Below are 19,936 nucleotides of genomic sequence, written 5' to 3'. Positions count from 1 at the left end.
ATAATTGAATATATTGCTTTATATGTTTTTTTATAGATTATTAGCTAAAACTAAATAGGAATTATATTTTTTTATATTTAAATTCTTTTATGACTCTTATTAATCCTAATATTCAGGAATCTGATAAATTCGATATTAAAGATGATTTATTTTTAGATTTTAATTCAATAAAAGGAGGAGATATTAGGCATGATTGGTCTTTAGAAGAGGTCAAAGAGATACATGAATTGCCATTAATGGACTTGTTGTGGAGAGCTCAAATAGTTCATAGATCTTATAATCCAGGTTATAAAGTCCAACTTGCTTCTCTTCTAAGTGTAAAGACAGGAGGATGCTCAGAAGATTGCTCATATTGTCCTCAATCCGTTCATAATGAAACAAGAGTTAAACCTTCCCCTTCACTTCAAGTTAAGTCAGTTCTTGACAAAGCAAGAGCTGCTAAAGATGCAGGAGCAGATAGATTTTGTATGGGTTGGGCCTGGCGTGAGATCAAAGATGGGAGCGCATTTGATTCAATGCTTGAAATGGTAAGAGGTGTTAGAGAACTTGGCCTCGAGGCCTGTGTTACTGCTGGAATGATTACTGATTCTCAAGCCTCTAGGTTGGCAGAAGCAGGTTTAACAGCTTACAACCATAATTTAGATACTAGTCCTGAACATTATTCAAATATCATTTCAACAAGAACATACCAAGATCGACTTGAAACATTGAAAAGAATACGAATGGCTGGAATTACAGTGTGCTGTGGTGGAATTATCGGTATGGGAGAATCTCTTTCCGATAGAGCATCTTTACTTAAAGTTTTGGCAACTTTAGATCCTCATCCTGAGAGTGTGCCTATAAATGCTTTGGTTGCCGTAGAGGGTACACCTATGGAGGATCTATCTTCTATTGATCCATTAGAGATGGTTAGGATGGTCGCGACGGCAAGGATCATTATGCCTAAAAGTCGAATTAGACTTAGTGCAGGAAGACAGCAATTAGGTAGGGAAGCTCAGATTTTATGTCTACAATCTGGAGCTGATTCTATTTTTTATGGTGATACGCTTCTTACTACTAGCAATCCGGAGGTAGAGGCAGACCGCAAGCTTCTGGCTGATGCTGGGATTACGGCTAACTTTTCTTGATAATAATTAGGTATGAAAAAAGAGAATAACCTCAAAAAATTAAAATATAAAGTGGCTGCGTTTTACAACTTTATATCGATTCTGGATCAAGAAATTTTATTAATCAAAGAAGAATTAACAAATTTAGCAACGAGTGAAGAAATAAAAGGAACAATTTTATTAGCTTCTGAGGGTGTTAACGGTACGGTTTGTGGAAATGAGGATGCTATTATTCAATTCGTTGAGACATTAAAGAAACTTTTAAATGTTTCGGATATCAATATTAAATATAGTTGGACTGGGAAACAGGCATTTAGACGCTTTAAGGCTCGCAAGAAAAAAGAAATCGTCACGATTGGGCTAAAACAAATCAATCCTACTAAATCTGTTGGTAAATATATAAAAGCTGATGAATGGAATGATTTTTTAGAAGATCCTGATAGTGTCGTTATTGATACTCGCAATGAGTATGAAATAAAAATTGGAAATTTTCAAGGTGCTCTGAATCCTCATACCAGTTCATTTCGTGAATTTCCAGCATGGGTGCAAAAATATTTAAAACCTTTAATTGAAGAGAATCCATCGATAAAAATAGGAATGTATTGTACGGGTGGAATAAGATGCGAAAAAGCCACCTCTTATTTGATAGATGAAGGCTTTCCTGACGTACATCATCTTGAGGGTGGAATACTAAAATATTTAGAAGATGTCTCTCCTGAAAAGAGTTTATGGAATGGTGAATGTTTTGTTTTTGATCAACGTGTTTCTCTAGATCATGAGCTATTACCAGGTTCACACCGGATGTGTCATGCTTGTGGATTGCCTATTTCTCCGGAGGACTTGAAAAAACCAACGTATATTAAAGGCTTACAATGTGATGCTTGTGTTGATAAATTTACAGATAGCGATCGAGCTAGATTTGCAGAAAGACAACGACAAATTGATGAGATAATGAAACGTCTACCTGAGAATTCTATATGGCCTTCTTCATGACTAAACCTAATTTAACTCTATTAGAAAAAGAAGCATCTGATAGAGGTTTATTGCTGCGAATACAAGTTAGAAGACCTCTCAGCCTTTGGTCTTTTAAGCTGGTCGTTGGCGAAATAACCAGTAATGAAAAAATTCAATTACTAGGTGAAATGAAAGGATGGGCATATCAAAATACTAAAGGACTTCAGCTGGACACTATGAAGGTTGGTAAGAATGTTAACTCTGATGTAGGTGATTTAATCTGGGCGGCAACTATGGCCTGGGCTTTAGAAGAGACCCCATGTCGAAGTGCGAGGTTATTGGCTATTTATGATGAAAACAATCAGCATGAAATCTTGCAACGTTATTTTCGTCGGCGTGGTTTTAATCTTGTGCGTAAAGTTGGATCTTCTCCTTTGGATTTACCTCTAAGACTTGTTTGGGGAGGTGCAGGCGCGTTTATGGTAGGTAATTGTGAGAAAGTTTTTGAGAGAAGTTATAGAAGTTGGTGGGAGTAGCTACAGATTATTATAGATTAATCCAAAGTGTTATTTGCATGGTAACTGCTTCTGACTAATGGACCGCTGTTTACTTTTTTAAAACCTAATTCTTTTGCTATTTCTGCAAAATCATTGAACTTTGTTGGTGACCAATAATGAGAGACTGGAATGTGAGCAAGTGAAGGTCGTAAATATTGACCGATAGTCAGATATTGACAGTCAACTTTTCTAAGGTCTTTAAGAGTTTGAATTATTTCATGAAATTTCTCTCCCAATCCAAGCATTATTCCCGACTTTGTCGGAATTTCTGGATCAATTTCTCTGGCAAATTTGAGAAGATTGAGCGAATGTTCGTAAGTAGCTCCTCGCCTGACTTCTCTTTGAAGTCTCTTGACAGTTTCAAGATTATGGTTGAAGCAAATAGGATTAGCTGAGAGAACTAGCTTAAGTCGCTCTTTTTGCTTTTGTATATTGTCCTTGTTGTTTCCACCCCAGAAATCGGGTGTTAGTACCTCTATTTTGACAGTAGGGTTCAATGATCTAATTGCATCCATTGTTGTCGTAAATAGACTTGCACCGTGATCAGGTAAATCATCTCTTGCGACTGCGGTTAGTACTACATATTTAAGATTTAATATCTGAACAGCATTTGCTACTTTTTCAGCTTCAAAAATATTTACTTTCTCTGGTGACTTCCCTTTCTCTACCTGGCAAAATGCACAGCTTCTTGTACAGATCGAGCCGCCTAATAAAAAAGTAGCCGTACCAGCGGCATAACATTCCCCTCTGTTCGGGCATCTACCTTCCTCGCAGATTGTATGTAATTTGTTTTCCTTAACGAGTTTTTGAACTTTTTCTAGTTGAGAGGCGTTACCTATTGATGGCTTGATCCAATCAGGTAAACGTTGTTCTGGGACGATATTGCTATATTTTGTTGTTTTTCTTGTAGTTGTGGTCATTTTTCTTTGATGGTTAATCTAGATTTCTACGTCCTTCTAAAGCACGCGAAAGTGTTACCTCGTCGGCATATTCCAACTCACTTCCAACAGGAAGTCCATAGGCAATACGAGTGACTTTTGTGAAGGGTTTTAATAATCTTCCAACATAAAGACTGGTAGTGTCCCCCTCAATACTTGGTGTTAAGGCAAGTATTACTTCTTTGATGTTTTCTTTATCTACTCTTTTTATAAGACTTGATATTTCAAGCATTTCTGGGCCAATACCATCCATCGGAGAAATCAGGCCACCAATTACATGATAAAGCCCTTTGTACTCGCGAGTTCGCTCAAGAGCAAGTAAATCTTTTGACTCGGCCACAACGCATATGAGATCTTGATTTCTTTGTTTATTTAAACAAATTTCACATTGTTCTCCTGCCGTTAAATGAAAACACGTCTGACATTGACCTACCTGACTCTTGGCATTAACCAAGGCTTCAGAAAACAGTCTAATTTTATCCTCTGGTTGACGCAAAATATGCAAAGCTAACCTTTGAGCAGTTCTGGGACCTATACCCGGCAATTGCTCAAATTGATCAATTAATTTTGATAATGGTTTTGTGAAGCCGCTCAGAGTTCAGAAGCAATTAACTTGAATTTAGTCGGAGTTTTATCTTGGTTGCACTAATTTAAAGAAGATTACCGTCAGTTAAATTGGAAATATAGCAAAATATTGAAGGTGAGCCCTCCAAAATGATCAAATTTTTTCGAACATCTTTTAAAGCCCTTTTTGCAATAGCTCTAGTTTTGATACTGGGAGCATGCTCTACAGGGGGAGCCTCTGGATTGGAACCATTCAAAAGTCAAAATGGACAGTATGGTTTTCTTTTCCCAACAGGTTGGACAAGAGTGGCTGTCGATAATGGCCCAGAGGTTGTTTACCATGATCTAATTAATTCAGATGAAACTCTTAGTCTTGTTATTTCTAAATTGGAAAATGAAGTTGACTTAGATGATTTGGGTGGGGCTGATGCAGTAGGTGAAAGACTCTTTGGTCAAAAAGATATGAACAATCCTATTAAGTTGATCGAAGCTTCAGAGAGAGAAGTAAATAATCATAAATTTTATGATCTTGAATACTTTATAGATCTTGAAGAAAAAAGTAGGCATGAAATTGCAACTGTAGTTGTAGATAGAGGCTATTTATACACACTTGCTGCTAGTACGAATGAACAACGCTGGCCAAAAATGAAAGATACTTTTAAAAGAGTAGTTACTTCTTTTACTCTTTTTATCTAATTTAAGTATTATTTTCACCAGCTTGGATTTTCCAAAGATAGTAATAAAAATCTTTATTTTTTAAAAGAGAAGAATGTGTTCCTTTCTCAATAATTTTACCTTTATCTAAGACGATAATTTCGTCAGCATCTATTACTGTGCTTAGACGATGTGCAATAACAATTGAAGTACAATTATTTGTTATCTTTTTTAAAGACCTTTGAATCGCAGCTTCAGTTTCATTGTCAACAGATGCTGTTGCCTCATCCAAAATAAGTATCGGTGCTTTTTTTAATATTGCCCTTGCTATTGCAATCCTTTGCCTTTGTCCACCAGATAATTTTTGTCCTCTTTCTCCTACTATTGTGTTTAGCCCCTGGGGTAGCTGATTAATAAATTCAGTTGCTTCTGCAATATCTGCAGCATTTTTGATTTCTGACTTATCGATAATTTGTGATCCATAAGTAATATTTTCTTCAATTGTGCCTTGGAATAAATATGTTTCCTGGCTTACTAATGCAACACATCGTCTTAGACTTTTTAAATCTAATGATTCAATTGAGTTTCCATCAATTTCTATTGAACCTTTACTGATTTCGTATAGCCTCAACAACAGTTTTACAAGAGTACTTTTACCAGATCCGGTTGCTCCTACAATACCTATTTTTTTGCCAGGTATAATGTCTAAATTAAATTTTTGGATAACTTTAGACCGGCCTTCATATTTAAAATCAACATCTTTAAATGTTATTGCACCTTGAACACTCTTGGGATCTAATTTTATTTTCCCAGTTTTAATTTTAATTGGAGTATCTATTAAATCTAAAACTCTATTTGTTGATGCCATTGATCTTTGATAATCATCCAAAATATGCCCTAATGTCGTTAAGGGCCATAACAATCTTTGAGTTATAAATACTAAAAAACTATAAGTTCCAACAGGCATTAGTCCTTTCCATGCTTGGAAGCCTCCAGCAATTAATATTGCAAGGAATGCAAATAAGATTGCAAATCTAATTAAGGGGATGAATGCGGCTGAAAACTTAATCGCTTTTCTATTGCTTTCTTGATATGAATTGCTATCGATTCTTAGCCTCTCAAGTTCCCAATCCTCAGTAGCAAAACTTTTAATTGTAAGCATTCCACTGAGATTATTATTAAGTCTTGAGGCAAGATCTCCAGCTTTCTCTCTGACTTCTCGGTAACGAGGGGCTAGACTTGTTTGAAAATTAATCGACCCCCACAGAATAAATGGAATAGGGATGAAGGCAAGCAATGCAATGCCAGGAGCCAATAAAATCATTGCCCCTCCAACAATAAAAACAGTAATTATTAATTGAATTATTTTATTAGCTCCCTCATCCAGGAATCTTTCAAGTTGATTGATGTCGTCATTAAGCACAGTCATAAGCCTTCCTGTATTATCTGATTCGAAAAATGTCATCTCTAGTTTTTGTAAATGGTCATATGCCTTTATTCTTAAATAGTGCTGTGTTCGCTGAGCCAAATTTCTCCACATTAATCCATATAAATATTCAAAGAATGATTCAGCCGTCCAGATCAAAAATGAAATTATTGCAAGTGCAATTAACTGCTCTGGGACAGTACTTAATCCAATTGAACCAAGCCAAGAACTTTCTTTTCTTACGACTACATCAACAGATATACCAATTAATACAGGTGGTGCAAGATCAAAAAATTTATTTAATGTTGAGCATATAATAGCTGAATAAATTAGATGCTTTTGACTCCTAAGATTACTTAAAAGTCTGGCTAATGGTTTTTTCTTTTTGTTTGTAATTGATGTATACATTTTATTTAGAGTGTTATTTTTTTAGAGATTATATTTCTCAGAAGCTTTATCTCTACAATAAATACGAGAACTTTTTAGCGAATATCCAGAATTATATTTTTCAAAAAAACATTGGCATGTAAAATTACTAATTTCTTTTAAATTTTTCTTATTCTTCATGTCAAGTTTTGATTTTAATGTTGCAATACAGATTTTATTGATAAGTCTATTTTTAGTACTAATTATTCTTTCCTGAGCATTTAAGGTGATACTCATCTCTAAAATAAAGAATATGATCATACTGCTGAATAATAATTTATTTAGCATTTTATTTATCGTATTTTCTATTAGTCAGCTCTATTAATTTGTAATTCTCGATTCATTACTTTGACTTTTTTTAATGCCTGAAAAATATTATCTGGCATTTGCTTTGGCAAATCTACAAGGCTGTAAGTCTCAAATATTCTTATTCTGCCTATCGACCTTCCCTTTAGACCTGCTTCGTTGGCAATTGCCCCAACTAAATTTCCAGGCTTAACTCTATCTCGGTGCCCAACTTCAACCCTGAATCTGTCCATTTCATCCTCAAGTCTGTTGTTATCAAAATCACCTCTTCGGCGTTGTTTGAATTTATTATCTCTTCGATCATTTCTTGTATTCCTTTGAGCTGATTGCTTGATCCAATCCTCATTTCCTTTCTCAAGGAGTGAATTAAAACCAACTGCTAAATTTAATGCAGCAAGTGTTAAGTCTTTTGGATCTATATCTAGCTCTTTTTCAACATTGCCTATTAACTTTTGTAAAATATTGATCTCTTCTGGGTTATCTCTCTCTGTTGATGCGGCTTTTACTAATTTTGCTTGAAGTTTTTTAATTCGGTTACTGTTAATAAGTTCATTGTCTGGAATATCCATTCTCTCAATTGGTTGACCTACAGCTCTTTCAAGATTACTTAAAAATGATCTTTCTCTTGGATTAACAAAAAGAATTGCCTCACCATTCCTTCCAGCACGACCAGTTCTACCAATTCTATGAACATATGCTTCTCGATCAAATGGCATATCATAATTAATCACTAAACCTATTCGATCGACATCCAGACCTCTGGCCGCCACATCTGTTGCAACTAAAATATTTATAGACCCTTGTCTTAATCTTTCAACAGTTCGTTCTCTTTGATTTTGAGGGATATCTCCATTTAAAATAGCTACGTTATATCCATATGATTCTAATTTTTCAGCTACGATAATAGTAATAGCCTTGGTCCTTGCGAATATTATTACACCTTCTTCAGATACAGCTTCAAGTACTCTCTGAAGTGCATTTACTTTATAAACATTTTGAACGGTTATATATCTTTGCCTGATAAGCCTTTCTTTCAATTCAGTTGCTTTTATTGTTATTTCCGCAGGACTATTTAAATATTTTTTTGATAATCTTCTTATCTCAGTTGGCATTGTCGCGGAGAATAAAACTAGTTGTCTCTCATCAGGCAATTGTTCTAAAATCCACTCAACATCATCAATGAAACCCATCCTTAGCATTTCATCGGCTTCGTCCAAAACTAAGCAACCCAGATGACTAGTATTTAGCGTCCCTTGCCGCATGTGATCCATGACTCGCCCAGGTGTCCCTACGACCACATCAACTCCTCTTTTAAGGGTGTTAATTTGATTTCGGAAATCTGAGCCTCCATATATTGCAAGTACTTTTAAATGAGGGTGACCAGCTGCGTAGGAGCGAAATGATTCGGCCACCTGCATCGCCAACTCACGAGTTGGAGCTAGAACTAAAACTTGTGGATGTTTAACGTTTTTTTTCAGTCTTTCTAGAATTGGCAAAGCAAAAGCAGCTGTTTTCCCTGTGCCGGTTTGAGCTTGTCCAACTAAATCTCTACCTAGAAGTAATTCAGGAATAGCAGCTTTTTGAATTGGAGTTGGCGATGAGTAGCCTTTTTCTGCAAGTGTTTGAACTAGTTCTTCACTAAAATTGAACGCAGAAAATCCATTTTCTTGATTTTGTTCGCTTTCATCCAATATCACCTCACTAGACTCTTCAAGAACATCTTGATCTACTGGACATGAGGAATCCTCATGTAGATTTTTAGTCGTCATCTAATAATGGTTGCCTTTTTGTCCTTCAAATTAGGCAGACAACTTCCGATCGGTATATAACCGTGCTTTGCTGACTCGCCTTGTTAAAGGGATTGTAATTTTAATTTTATCATCTTAAAAATCCTTTTAGGAATAAGTTGATCACATCTTTAAAAGTTTTCTTCTTTATTAGTTATTACAAGTAATTGTTTTTTTGCTCTAGTTATTGCTGTATAAAGCATTCGTTTTTCATAATCATCAGAATAAAAATTTTTGAGACTATTCTCTTTTGAAACTTTTGAGGTGTCTGGCCAAAGTAAAAGGACTTGATCAGCTTCACTCCCCTGTGCTTTATGAATTGTCATTGCATATGCTGCATCATAGCTATTTAACCTTGAAGGGTTTATTAATCGAGTTACGAGTCTTTCTTCCTCAGAAAAAACATTAAATAAAAAACGTCTTTTCATACCATTGCCAATAATTATCCCTACGTCTCCATTAGCTATACCTATTTCTGGTTGATTACTTTTTGCCATGATTGGTGTTCCCTCCTCCCACTTGTGTAAGTCCTTCTCAAATCTTTCCCCTAACAGGAACTTGTGGATTTTTTTTACACCCCAGGGCCCATATCTTTGCGGACAAAGTATGAGAAGATTATCTATAAATTTAAATAGTTTTAGTATCTCAACTGATTGTTCTACCTCAATCATGCTTGATTGCCATGCTTCTTTAGGAATATAATTAATACAATTAGCTGTTAGCTTTTTAAGTCTCTTTCTATAGTTGAAAAGAGTCCTTACTACGGGATCTGGAATACTTTTTAGGGATGAAAGATACTGACTTGTATTTGATGAATCTTCTGTCATTGAAAGCAGGTGCCAAAAGGCATCTACTCCTTCACCTTTTAGTGTATTTCTTAATAAAGCAATATCTCCTTTGTTTCGGTATGACTTTGTAAGTTTGATCGAGTTTGATTGAAAGTTTGTTTTCGTTTCTTTCTCTTGCAAGATTCTCCATATGCCACCACTTCCTATTGGTAATAATTGGTCAGGATCACCTACTAAAATTATTTGACAGGACTTTGTTAATGCATCGAGTATTCCATTAATGGTTGACAAGTCAACCATTGACATCTCGTCTATGACTATTAGATCTAAATTTAATAGACGTCGAGAATTTCTTCTGAACCCATTTGGTCCTGCCTCTAACCATTTATGCAATGTTTTAGAAGGAATATTTGAAAGCCTATCTTTTATAGGATCTTCAAAATCTTCAATACCCGCCTGAATAGTGTCTTTTAGTTTCTTTGCGGCTTTCCCTGTTGGAGCAGCCAATGCAATATCAAGAGTCGGATTTCTTGTTAGTGCTTGTAAAAGCATTTGAAGGATGGTACTAGTTTTACCTGTGCCTGGGCCTCCACTTAATAAGATGATTTGTTCACTTTGTACAAGGTTAACAGCTTCTATTTGTTGAATATTTAGATGCTCTAGATTCTTAGCATAAATTCTATCAGGTAATACCTTAGAAAGATTATTAATAGGTTGATTCCTTACGAGTATTTTATTAATGGTCTCAACTATCTCATTATGTGTTCTACGCCAACTTATTAAATCCCCCCTTAACACTATCGGAGAGTTTTCTCCTTTAGTCCAGCCACTCTCTAACAAAGCTTTCAAATGACAGCTGGGCCAGCCTGAGTATTTAAGTTCAAGACGTTTAGGGATTTCTTTCATGTTTATATAAACATCACCTCTTGAAAATCCATCCATTAATACATTTACGACATCAGTTAAAGCCTCATCAAACTCTACAGGTGGGAAATAGCGAATTAGAGTTGCTAATAATGCTTTATTTAAATCAGTTGAAAATTTATTTTTCAGGGATTCTTTCATTTATGTTCTCCTTTAAACAATAAATCTAATTTCTTAATTCTTTCAATAGGAGCCGCTTCGACGATTAAGCCTGGAGTACTTTTAGTGAAATTTCTTTCTTCTAAATCTCTATTATCTGGGAGTCCTCTCAAAAACACATAAATGTAACCTCCAAGATGTTTTTGAGGTGAATAATCGGGGAGCCTCCAATTTAAAAATCTATGTAAAGCAAGTAAATAAATATGGGCTTGTAGTGGATAGTGGTGATGGCACATTTCTTCATCCATTCTGGAAATTGAATAATTTGAGGGACCACAAGAAAAGCCATCCCCTTTTTGACGCGGAGTGCCTATCCAGTTACTTTTCCAATCTAAAACCCACCATTTAGCAGTTTCATGATTTGAGTTTTCTGCAAAAACTTGGTCTATGGATCCGGTTAGGAACCCGTTGCTATATATATTTAGATTCATCAATTTATTGATATAGTCTGAGCCATATTTATTTTGAACATCTTCTCTAAATATTGATGATAATGTGTGAGTATTAATGGGATTAGTTTCATGACAAATTGGAATATCAAATTTTAATTCTTTGAGAGAGCTTTTAGAATTTAAATTTTTCATTTTAAATTTACCTAAAGGACCTCCTAAAGGGATATTTGCAATTCTCTTTAATAAAATCTTAATTGGTTCAACAAATGAATTACTTATATTAACTATATTTAATTCTTCTTCTATTATGGTTGAAATTTGTAGTTGATTTTCAATATCATTAAAATCTACTCTTTCAAGTATTTTATGAAGACAAGTTCCTGCTATAGGTCCTCGAGGGAAATTACTAATAGGACTTTCTGACCATACCTTAGCTTCTAATCTTTTATTTCTTTGATCTTTATCTTTAAATACTTGATCAATTTCTTGTAGAGAGTCATCTTCAATTTCATCTTTAAATGTATGATCTTCATTTAATTCATCTGATAAGTCTTTTAGAATCAATTCGTCATTTTTTTGTGTTATCCATTTTGAGAAACTATACCTTCCCCAACTATTCTCAAACTGATGGTTAGGAATTTCTCCAAGTGATAATTTAACTTCACTTTTAGTTTGAGTCCATACTTTATTAGTTTCAACTGCTTTAATATCTTGAATATCAACTTTTAGTTCTCTTTCCTTGAATGACTGTTCCATCATTTCTCTTGTATGATCTTCTATATCTAGATTTATTGATTCAGATCCAAATAAAAATCCTGAAAGAGGGTTCCCTTCTTGACCAGCAGCCTTTGCCCAAAGGACTATTAATTGTTTTTTAGCTCTTGTAAAAGCAACGTAAGCTAACCGCTCTGCTTCATTTAATGATTCTTTTCTAATAAAATCTTGATGTGTAATATATTTTTTATGCCATTTATACTTTTTAGAAATTAATAGATTTTGATTGTCTTTCCATAAATGACTTTTTTTATCTGGAGGTTTTTGCCACAAATATGGACAGATTACTATTTTAAATTGAAGTCCTTTACTCTTGTGGATTGTAATTATATTTACTGCGCTATTACTAATGGCGCTATTAGGTTGATATTCTTCAGGTATTGACTCAAATGACTGGAACCGTTGACTACTAAGCCATTGTGATGCTCTTAAAGCATTAAATTTCTGACGATGAATCTGCTCGTCTACTAACTGAGAGCTTTGATAAAGATCACTCAATAAAGTTCCTCTTTGAGAAAGATCGGCTATAGATTTTCCTTCTAAAAAACTTGATAAACAGCCTAATAATCCAATCTTAGGAAATGATTTTGCAAGTTCGTCGAACTTCGAAGATAATGAATCAAAATCACCATTAATTTTTGATTCAATAAGTTTTTTCTTTTTCCATTGCATTAGCTCGGAACAAGCTAGAAGTGCAAGCTTTTCTTGATTATGTGGACTCACTATACAGTTAATAAAAAACTGTAGGATTTGAGCACCTTCTTTAGTAAATATATTTTCATTACTTAGGAGTTGTGCAGGAATCTTTATTTTTGATAAATACCTATGGATGTTTGTAGCTTGATCATGTCTATTGACTAGTATGCAAATATCTGAGGGGTTTAAATCTTTGGTATTATTGCTTAAAAGTTCTAACAAATAATATCCAATAACTTTCGGGATTTTATCCTCTATTTTGCTTTTTGATTCTAATTTTAATCTTTGTATATTTTCTATCTGATGATTATCTATTAGATTTATTATCTTTAATGGTTCTTTTATTCCATTCAACTTTAGTAGATCTTCTTGTGAACATGGATTAAGTTCTTGAGTTGATAGATTTGATCTTTTTAATCCATCAATAAATAATTTATTTAGTATTAGAATTAGAGGTTTTGTACTTCTATAATTAGCATTCATTAAATGAATTTGATCACAAGTTTCTCTGGCTTTCATATATGTATTTAAGCTTCCACCTCTGAAACTGTAGATTGCTTGTTTTGGGTCTCCAATCATTAGTAATAGATGTGATGATCTATTGCCAAAGGCTTCTTTTAGTATTCTTAACTGGACTGGATCAGTATCTTGGAACTCATCGATTAAGGCTACTTTGTATCTATGCTTTATGTTTTTATAGATATTATTAGTATTAACTACATCTTTAGTTTCATTGCTGTTTAAATTTTTAGGATCTAATAATTTAAGTAGATCTGAATAATTTATCAACCCTTTTTTTGATTTTCTTTTTTCAAGCTCTCTCTTAGTCCACAACAAAGCATGTTCCCAAACTAATTCGGCTGGACTATCATATAAATCTCCTATAATATCAAGAATAGATTTAATTTCTTTTGAACAAAAATCAATTTTATACTTTCTCTCTAATTGGTAAATATTTTTAGGATGAAAATATTTATTTATAAGGCTTTGACTTTGAATATCCTCATATGATGGCCGCTTTTTCTTTTTATATCCTTCAATCCAACTACTTAAAAGATCATAACGATTTTTTCTAGGCTTGAATGAGTATGGCTTTGTATCTGTAATACCTTGAGACTTTAAATTCTCAGCAATGTGTATGAATCTATCTTCAAGCTCCTTGCCCTTTTCTTTCCATAGAGTAGTAAATTCTATCCATAATGAATCAATATAGTTGTTTAACTGATTTGAAAGACTTTCTTCTATTCTTAAATCATTAAATGTTTTTTTGAAGGTATTATTTGGATCATTATCCAATGAATTAAGAACTTCTATTAAATTCTTACGATTGAAATTAGTTTTAAATATCCCTTTTAATTCAGAAATTTCTATTCTTAATATTTCTTTTTTCCAATATTCTTCAACAATTTCAATTATTAGTGATTTTGAATCTTTTTCAATGGTTGGGTTTAAACTATTTCCATTTTCAATAGCCTCTCTACGAAGTGACTTACTACAAAATCCATGAATTGTTGTTATGTCAGCACTGTCAATTCTCTCTAATGCCTCTAAAAGTAGTGAAGATATATATAAAGCTCGTTCTTTAGAAGTTATATTTAATTTCACCCATTCATTTAATACTTTGTCAATTTTATATGGTTTCAGATTTGTATTTATTGATTCCACTATCTTTAATGTTAAAATTAATCTTTCAATAATTCTTGCTTTTATTTCTGACGCTGTCGCTTCTGTAAAGCTAACAACTAGTATCTCATTTATTGAATATTCTCTTTCAGTCAATAACCTTAATACAAGATGAGATAGAGAAAATGTTTTACCTGTTCCAGCACTAGCTTCTATTAGCCGCATTCCATTAGCTAAAGGATATTTATTCGCTTCAAATAATTTAATATTAGCCATATTTATTTCATAGGGATTATAAAAAATAATATTTAAGTATTTTGGTATCTTTTATGCCTTGGTAACGTTTGATTAAATTTCTTATGATTAACATTTAGGACCTCCAATCTAAATAGTTTATATTTTTTATAATAGCCGGTACTTCTTTTATATATTCTTTGTATTCAGGAAATTTAACTTTCAGTTTTTCTTCTTCTTTTAATGCTTTTATTTTTAAAATGTAAGCTAATGATATGAGTAGAGTAAAATGTATTAGACTCAAAGACAAAATACATATTCCTAAAGAAGTAAATATTAATCCTTTATAAAGCGGATGACGAGCATTCTGGTATGAGTTGTTTTTTATCAGACTTGATTCATTCATTGGATAAGGAAGTGGTGTAAGGTTTTCTCCTAAATCTATAAATGCTTTAACGATAGTGAATAGACCTAAGATCAAAATTACTACTCCAAGAATTGTACAAAATGTATCTATTGAAAATGCTATATGCTTTATTTTTGGATAGGGAGGTATTAAATGTAGGAGGATTAAAAATATTTGTGAAAATAAATACCACTCTCCTTTTGAATTATTAAATAACCCCTTTTTACTGAATCCCCATTTTGATAAGAGAGTTTTAATATTTTTAAAGAGATTGCTTTTATTTGGCTTCATTTTAGGTGCTGTTTTTTAGGAGAGGTTCATAGAGACTCATTAATACATCTTTAAATGATAAAAATTCTAAAAAAGTAGAGGCTTTGCATTTTTTGCCAAAGCAAAGCTCCATTGATAGAGTTTCTCGCTCTCCTTTCATATATAAATCACCTTCCCATTTCTTTTGAAATAAATCTTGCTCATTCTTATTCTTGTCTTTGGTAGCTAGTGCATATGTCAGCCCACTTTCTGGTGGTATGGGCCAACATTCAGTTCTTCCTGCGGCTGCTAATTGATGCAATTGTCTTAGAGTGTCAGTTGCTTCTTTGGCATTGATTGGTAAAATCTCCTTGCTTATTTCGAAATTAATCTTTTTGGTATAATCTGTTTTTTTTGAAATAATTAGTGTTTTATAATTAAATGAACTATTGGCAGATAAATATAAATGATTTAGCCATCCATTCATAAGAGCTTTATATTTTAAACTTCCAACTTCAATCTGTATCAAATTCTTCCCTCCAAAGTAAAATTCACCCTCTAGCTCTTTCATCTCAATGTACTTTTTCGTGATTCGACCAGTAGCATAAATTGAGGATATTAAATTATTCCATCGCTCCTCAAGAAGAGCCTCTTCTATTAATCCTGAACCTTTTGGAGGGAAAATACCTTTGCCATAATAGGTCTCTCTCCAGTAGTTTAAATTATTTTTTGTATCGTCAATATTTCTGAGATCACTATTCTCTAGTCGATGTTTAAGAATTTTATATCGTTCTAATTCTGAAAGCTCGAGTAAATCATTGTCTTCAATAATATTGACAAATTCTTTTGATTGGATTTCATGCTCTTTTAACCATGTTATTTGTGGATTGAGTAACCATTCTTTTGTTTTCTCGAAGGAATAAGATTTTATTTCGTTTATGTTTATTTCTTTCCACTTTAACGGTAATGCTAGTGAAATATTTTTTGTTGGCATTTCTTTTTCAAGCCATTCTCTGGCCTCTAGATTCTTCCTATCACAACTCATGATTTGTGGACTTTCGGTTTTTATAAAGTTGAAATGATCAAGAGGGTTTGCTGGTGGCTCAATGAGAATCTCTTCAAAGGTGTTGGCTCCTAATTTGATTTTTAAGTAATTCATCCATTGTTGAATAGGACTTGGAGGTTCAAGATCTTCTCCTGTCTTTTCATCTTTGGAATTCCAGGAAACCAAAAGATTTTGACGAGTTGAGATTAAAGCTTCTAACAATGAATAGCGGTCTTTATCATATTGGTTTGGGTCTCCAAGCTCTCTCTTTCTGTCTAGAAAATTAAAACTCCTTCTATTATCTATTCTTGGGAAAGTTCTACTGTCTAATCCCATGATGATGATGATTTGATGAGGGATTGCTCTCATTGGTTCTAAGGCGCTGATCGTGATTTTCCCAGTCCTATGACCAAATTTGCCATTTGTAGAACTTATTGCTTTGTTGATAATATCTTTGACTACTAGACAATCAATTTCTAGGTCACAATTATCTGTTACGAGCCCCCAGTTATTAACAATAGTTAGTAGTTGTTGCTTTTCCCATGCCCACACCCCACCATCTCCAAATAAATCATTAACGAGCGATGTTATAAGTTTTATCCATTCTTTACATGAACGTTTACTGCGAACCGCATCGATATAATTGCAAAGTTTTGAAAGTATACCCCAAGCTTTTATAAACTCTGTACTTGAAATATTCTCAGAATAAGGGGAGATATTGCTTATTTCATTAATTGGATCATCTGGTAAAATAAGACCAAGTAGAAACCTTTCTAGACACCAACATAGGCTATGAGTTTCTTCCCCAAATCTTTCTGAGGAATCAAGTCCCCAAGTAAAGCCAGCAGATTGAAGGCTTTTAGTTATTTCACTCGCATCGTCAATAGTTATATTCTGTTGTGTTATTAATGCTGGATTAGTTAATAAGTTCTCAAAAATTGATGATGTTAGACGAGATGCAGAAATCTCTAATAGGTTTAACACAAAATGTGTTAAACCTACTTTATCTTCTTGACTCTTGTCGGTGATTACCCAGGGTAGCTGAGTAGTGTTGTGATCTATATTGTTGAAGACTGAGGTAATTATTGGCGTATAGCTATCAACTTGTGGTGTCATTATTAAAATGTCTCTAGGTTGAAGTTTCTTGTCATTACTGAAGAGCTGTAATATATGGTCTCGTATCAATTCAACTTGTCGATACTTCCCTGGAGATTTAAGGAAAAGGAGTGATTTGTCAGATTTTTCTTTAGTTAAGATACTCTCACTTTTTGTGGATAACAATTCTTGTTGTAGTTGCTCTAATAGATTTGGTTTGTTCCCTTTATTAGTGGCGATATCTGCTGTAAGAGAAAAAATATCTTCTTCATTTCTTTCTCCCAATTGATATTCACCACTTCCTTCTAGCAACTGTTGAAATTCCGCTCCCATACGTCCAAGGAAGGCTTCAAGTCTTGGAGATTCTAGTAACCATTGCCTGTCGGGAGGAGTATTCCATGTGTTTCTAAATTGTAGTCTTCTCGCTTCACATCTTTGCCAAAGATCATTGCAAGGAGAAATCAGATAAATTTTTATATTTATTACTTTTGATAATGCTTGAATTAAATCTATTTGCAGTGGTGCCAAACTACTTATTCCATAGACATATAGATTTTTTGGATAATCTATTTTAGGAATATCATCTTTCTTTAGACGTTTAATAGCTTTTTCGACTTGGATGCAGAACGGATCTTTGTTTATCTTCGTATATAGTAAATTAAATAATATTTCTTGCCAAAGGATATTTTTATTAACACTAATTCCTCTAGAATCTTTCTTCGTTTTTTTGCTTAGCCATTGCTTGATAATTTCAGGTCTATAAAGTATGTAATCATCAAATGTCTCTGCAATATTGTTTGCTAAATCCCATAAATTAAGATTGATTTGCTCATTATCTACATTGCTTATTTTTAGCCAGGATCGAATTACCTGTGCTTCGTCATCTTTCATTAATTCTGGTAATAATTCTAGAATATTCCATACAAGTTGATTTTTTTCCCATGGATCTTTTTCATTAGGATCAATACCAATAATTCTCTTAACTAAACTTTTTAAATATGTACCAGGAAAAGGGTATTTAACTAATGCGTTGATATTATTAATTATTGAATGTTTTTCACTTAGCCATCTGCTTGTTGGCCATGTACTTACAATAATATTAACTTCTTCTGTTATTTCAGGAGGGTTTAATCGGAGTTCCTGCCCCAGTATCTCTGCTAACCATTCAGCTTTATTACTTCGATAAATTGTTAGCAAGAGTCAAAATGCGATTTAAATATATTTTTTAAAGTAAGTAGTTGTCTTTTCTTGGATTGATAATTAGGCTTTTCATTTCTTTTACTGCCTTAGATAGACCTACTGAAAGTGCTCTAGAAATAATTGTATGGCCAATATTTAATTCTTCAATACCTTCAATAGCCGCAATCGGTTCAACATTTTGATAAGTCAATCCATGCCCTGCGTTTACTCTCAAACCATAGGATTTTGCTTGGGCTGTGCTTTCTTTAAGAATTGATAATTCAAAACTTCTTGCCTTGTTTTTTGTGATTGCATATTTACCCGTATGAAGTTCAATCCAGGCGGCCTTTACTTCAGCACAATTTTCTAATTGAGCTTGGACTGGATCAACAAAAAGACTAACTGGAATATCCTCATCTGAAAGATGTTGGATTATTTCCTTTAATTTGTTTTTGTGTTTAATGACATCAAGTCCTCCTTCTGTAGTGACCTCTTCCCTTTTTTCAGGAACCAATGTAACCATATCTGGCTTGAGATTAAGTGCAATTGAAGCCATTTCTTCAGTTGCTGCCATTTCCAGATTTAGTCGAGTATGTACAGTCTCTTTTAGAAGATTTAGATCTCTATCTTGGATATGCCTTCTATCCTCTCTTAGATGAACTGTTATACCGTCGGCACCACCTAATTCCGCTAAAAGAACCATTTTTACTGGGTCAGGTTCAAATGTCTTACGAGCTTCTCGGACATTTGCTATGTGATCAATGTTTACGCCAAGACTTGCCATAGGTATCTAAAATGTACTCTGATTGTATTCATTAAAAGCAAATAAGGTTTAGCCGCTGTAGTAACTGCCCAGTCTGACCATTAATAGTAAAGCTTTCGGAGTTAACTTCATAAGATAGTTTGTTAAAGAGGGTTTTTTTGCCCCTTCTTCATAGAGAAAAAAAAATATGCCTTGGGGTTGATCCCTTCTGGAGTCGATTAGCTATGTTCGTTACACAAGATTTTGCGTTGAACAATTTTTTTCGAAGAAGAATAGTTATTGGCGGAGAAAATTTACCTTTAAGTGGTTCTGTCGTACTTGCTCCAACTCATAGGTCTAGATGGGATGCTTTGATGTTGACTATGGCTGCCGGGAGAAGGATTACAAATAGAGATTGTAGATACATGGTCACCCGATCAGAAATGAGAGGGTTGCAAGGTTGGTTCTTAAACAGGTTGGGTTGTTTCCCAATTGATCAAGGAAGGCCTTCTTTAACCACTCTTAGATATGCAGTTGATTTGTTAATTTCAAGTCAGCAACTAGTTGTTTTCCCAGAAGGAAAGATAAATCGACTTGGCGAGCCTGTGAAATTGAAAAAAGGCTTGATTCGCATAGCTCAACTTGCGTCTAACAAAGGTTTGGAAATTAAAATTGTTCCAGTCGGTTTGGCCTATAGCGATGTTGTTCCGAAGTTTTATGGATCGGCATCAATTTGTTTCTCTAAACCAATAATTATTTCGAAGGATTTTAAGCAATCTACAAATGACTTTAATATTGAACTTTCCAAAAGTATGAGAAGTGCTGAACAATCCGCTTTGTTAGCTGTTGGTAGAAGATAATATGATTTTACTTAGTTGAATCTTTAGCACCCACATTGACTTTACCTTCTCC

The 19,936-nt window shown here is 33.8% G+C and carries 14 protein-coding genes; 5 read left to right on the top strand and 9 right to left on the bottom strand.

Annotation, left to right across the window (positions count from 1 at the left end; genetic code table 11):
- Positions 1-89: 89 nt before the first annotated feature.
- Genes bioB through AC6EI0_RS04100 form a run of 3 tightly spaced genes read left to right on the top strand, consistent with a single transcriptional unit; the run spans position 90 to position 2,596 of the window.
- A complete protein-coding gene (bioB, locus tag AC6EI0_RS04110) occupies positions 90-1,127 on the top strand; it encodes a biotin synthase BioB (RefSeq protein ID WP_498523178.1) in 1,038 nt (345 codons plus the stop codon).
- A gap of 12 nt (positions 1,128-1,139) precedes the next feature.
- Entirely contained in the window at positions 1,140-2,099 is a 960-nt protein-coding gene (trhO, locus tag AC6EI0_RS04105) for an oxygen-dependent tRNA uridine(34) hydroxylase TrhO (RefSeq protein ID WP_498523177.1), read from the top strand.
- Positions 2,096-2,596, top strand: a complete 501-nt coding sequence (locus tag AC6EI0_RS04100; RefSeq protein WP_498523176.1) for a hypothetical protein — start codon at positions 2,096-2,098, stop codon at positions 2,594-2,596. The genes trhO and AC6EI0_RS04100 overlap by 4 nt, the downstream gene beginning before the upstream one ends.
- A gap of 17 nt (positions 2,597-2,613) precedes the next feature.
- On the opposite strand, the gene lipA is transcribed toward AC6EI0_RS04100, so the two are convergent.
- Both lipA and recR read right to left on the bottom strand, forming a co-directional pair.
- Positions 2,614-3,537 (bottom strand): lipoyl synthase, encoded by a 924-nt coding sequence (lipA, locus tag AC6EI0_RS04095; protein ID WP_498523175.1) that lies wholly within the window; start codon positions 3,535-3,537, stop codon positions 2,614-2,616.
- 13 nt (positions 3,538-3,550) lie between these two features.
- The gene (gene recR, locus AC6EI0_RS04090; RefSeq protein ID WP_498523493.1) at positions 3,551-4,150 is read right to left on the bottom strand and encodes a recombination mediator RecR; all 600 of its coding nucleotides are present in this window, start codon (positions 4,148-4,150) and stop codon (positions 3,551-3,553) included.
- 119 nt (positions 4,151-4,269) lie between these two features.
- Here recR and psbP point away from each other — a divergent pair, with 119 nt between their 5' ends.
- Positions 4,270-4,815 (top strand): photosystem II reaction center PsbP, encoded by a 546-nt coding sequence (psbP, locus tag AC6EI0_RS04085; protein WP_498523174.1) that lies wholly within the window; start codon positions 4,270-4,272, stop codon positions 4,813-4,815.
- A 1-nt stretch (position 4,816) separates the two neighbouring features.
- Here psbP and AC6EI0_RS04080 read toward each other — a convergent pair whose 3' ends face one another.
- From AC6EI0_RS04080 to AC6EI0_RS04050, 7 genes are all read right to left on the bottom strand, one after another.
- Positions 4,817-6,607, bottom strand: a complete 1,791-nt coding sequence (locus AC6EI0_RS04080) for an ABC transporter ATP-binding protein (protein ID WP_498523173.1) — start codon at positions 6,605-6,607, stop codon at positions 4,817-4,819.
- Positions 6,608-6,933: 326 nt separating this feature from the next.
- Positions 6,934-8,700, bottom strand: coding sequence for a DEAD/DEAH box helicase (locus tag AC6EI0_RS04075; protein ID WP_498523172.1), 1,767 nt, complete (start codon positions 8,698-8,700; stop codon positions 6,934-6,936).
- Between the two features lie 149 nt (positions 8,701-8,849).
- Entirely contained in the window at positions 8,850-10,571 is a 1,722-nt protein-coding gene (locus tag AC6EI0_RS04070; protein WP_498523171.1) for an AAA family ATPase, read from the bottom strand.
- Positions 10,568-14,350, bottom strand: coding sequence for a UvrD-helicase domain-containing protein (locus AC6EI0_RS04065; protein ID WP_498523170.1), 3,783 nt, complete (start codon positions 14,348-14,350; stop codon positions 10,568-10,570). Before AC6EI0_RS04065 ends, AC6EI0_RS04070 begins: the two co-directional genes overlap by 4 nt.
- A gap of 94 nt (positions 14,351-14,444) precedes the next feature.
- On the bottom strand, positions 14,445-15,005 hold the full coding sequence (locus AC6EI0_RS04060; RefSeq protein ID WP_498523169.1) for a methyltransferase: 561 nt from the start codon (positions 15,003-15,005) through the stop codon (positions 14,445-14,447).
- A 1-nt stretch (position 15,006) separates the two neighbouring features.
- Positions 15,007-18,300 (bottom strand): exodeoxyribonuclease V subunit gamma, encoded by a 3,294-nt coding sequence (locus AC6EI0_RS04055; protein WP_498523168.1) that lies wholly within the window; start codon positions 18,298-18,300, stop codon positions 15,007-15,009.
- A gap of 28 nt (positions 18,301-18,328) precedes the next feature.
- Positions 18,329-19,066: a pyridoxine 5'-phosphate synthase gene (locus AC6EI0_RS04050; protein ID WP_498523167.1), complete on the bottom strand. Its 738-nt coding sequence runs from the start codon at positions 19,064-19,066 to the stop codon at positions 18,329-18,331.
- A 137-nt stretch (positions 19,067-19,203) separates the two neighbouring features.
- Here AC6EI0_RS04050 and AC6EI0_RS04045 point away from each other — a divergent pair, with 137 nt between their 5' ends.
- Positions 19,204-19,884 (top strand): lysophospholipid acyltransferase family protein, encoded by a 681-nt coding sequence (locus AC6EI0_RS04045; protein ID WP_498523166.1) that lies wholly within the window; start codon positions 19,204-19,206, stop codon positions 19,882-19,884.
- The last annotated feature ends 52 nt before the right edge of the window (positions 19,885-19,936 follow it).

The organism is Prochlorococcus sp. G5PB11, from assembly GCF_059772425.1.
Note: the sequence above shows the minus strand (reverse complement) of the source record. Positions and strands in the feature narration are given on the sequence as shown.

What these genes read in the sequence shown, in the direction of transcription:
- AC6EI0_RS04065 (WP_498523170.1), bottom strand. Translation starts at nt 14,350, where the DNA reads ATGGCTAATATTAAATTATTTGAAGCGAATAAATATCCTTTAGCTAAT.
- psbP (WP_498523174.1), top strand. Translation starts at nt 4,270, where the DNA reads ATGATCAAATTTTTTCGAACATCTTTTAAAGCCCTTTTTGCAATAGCT.
- AC6EI0_RS04050 (WP_498523167.1), bottom strand. Translation starts at nt 19,066, where the DNA reads ATGGCAAGTCTTGGCGTAAACATTGATCACATAGCAAATGTCCGAGAA.
- AC6EI0_RS04100 (WP_498523176.1), top strand. Translation starts at nt 2,096, where the DNA reads ATGACTAAACCTAATTTAACTCTATTAGAAAAAGAAGCATCTGATAGA.
- trhO (WP_498523177.1), top strand. Translation starts at nt 1,140, where the DNA reads ATGAAAAAAGAGAATAACCTCAAAAAATTAAAATATAAAGTGGCTGCG.
- AC6EI0_RS04060 (WP_498523169.1), bottom strand. Translation starts at nt 15,005, where the DNA reads ATGAAGCCAAATAAAAGCAATCTCTTTAAAAATATTAAAACTCTCTTA.
- lipA (WP_498523175.1), bottom strand. Translation starts at nt 3,537, where the DNA reads ATGACCACAACTACAAGAAAAACAACAAAATATAGCAATATCGTCCCA.
- AC6EI0_RS04070 (WP_498523171.1), bottom strand. Translation starts at nt 10,571, where the DNA reads ATGAAAGAATCCCTGAAAAATAAATTTTCAACTGATTTAAATAAAGCA.
- AC6EI0_RS04080 (WP_498523173.1), bottom strand. Translation starts at nt 6,607, where the DNA reads ATGTATACATCAATTACAAACAAAAAGAAAAAACCATTAGCCAGACTT.
- AC6EI0_RS04075 (WP_498523172.1), bottom strand. Translation starts at nt 8,700, where the DNA reads ATGACGACTAAAAATCTACATGAGGATTCCTCATGTCCAGTAGATCAA.
- bioB (WP_498523178.1), top strand. Translation starts at nt 90, where the DNA reads ATGACTCTTATTAATCCTAATATTCAGGAATCTGATAAATTCGATATT.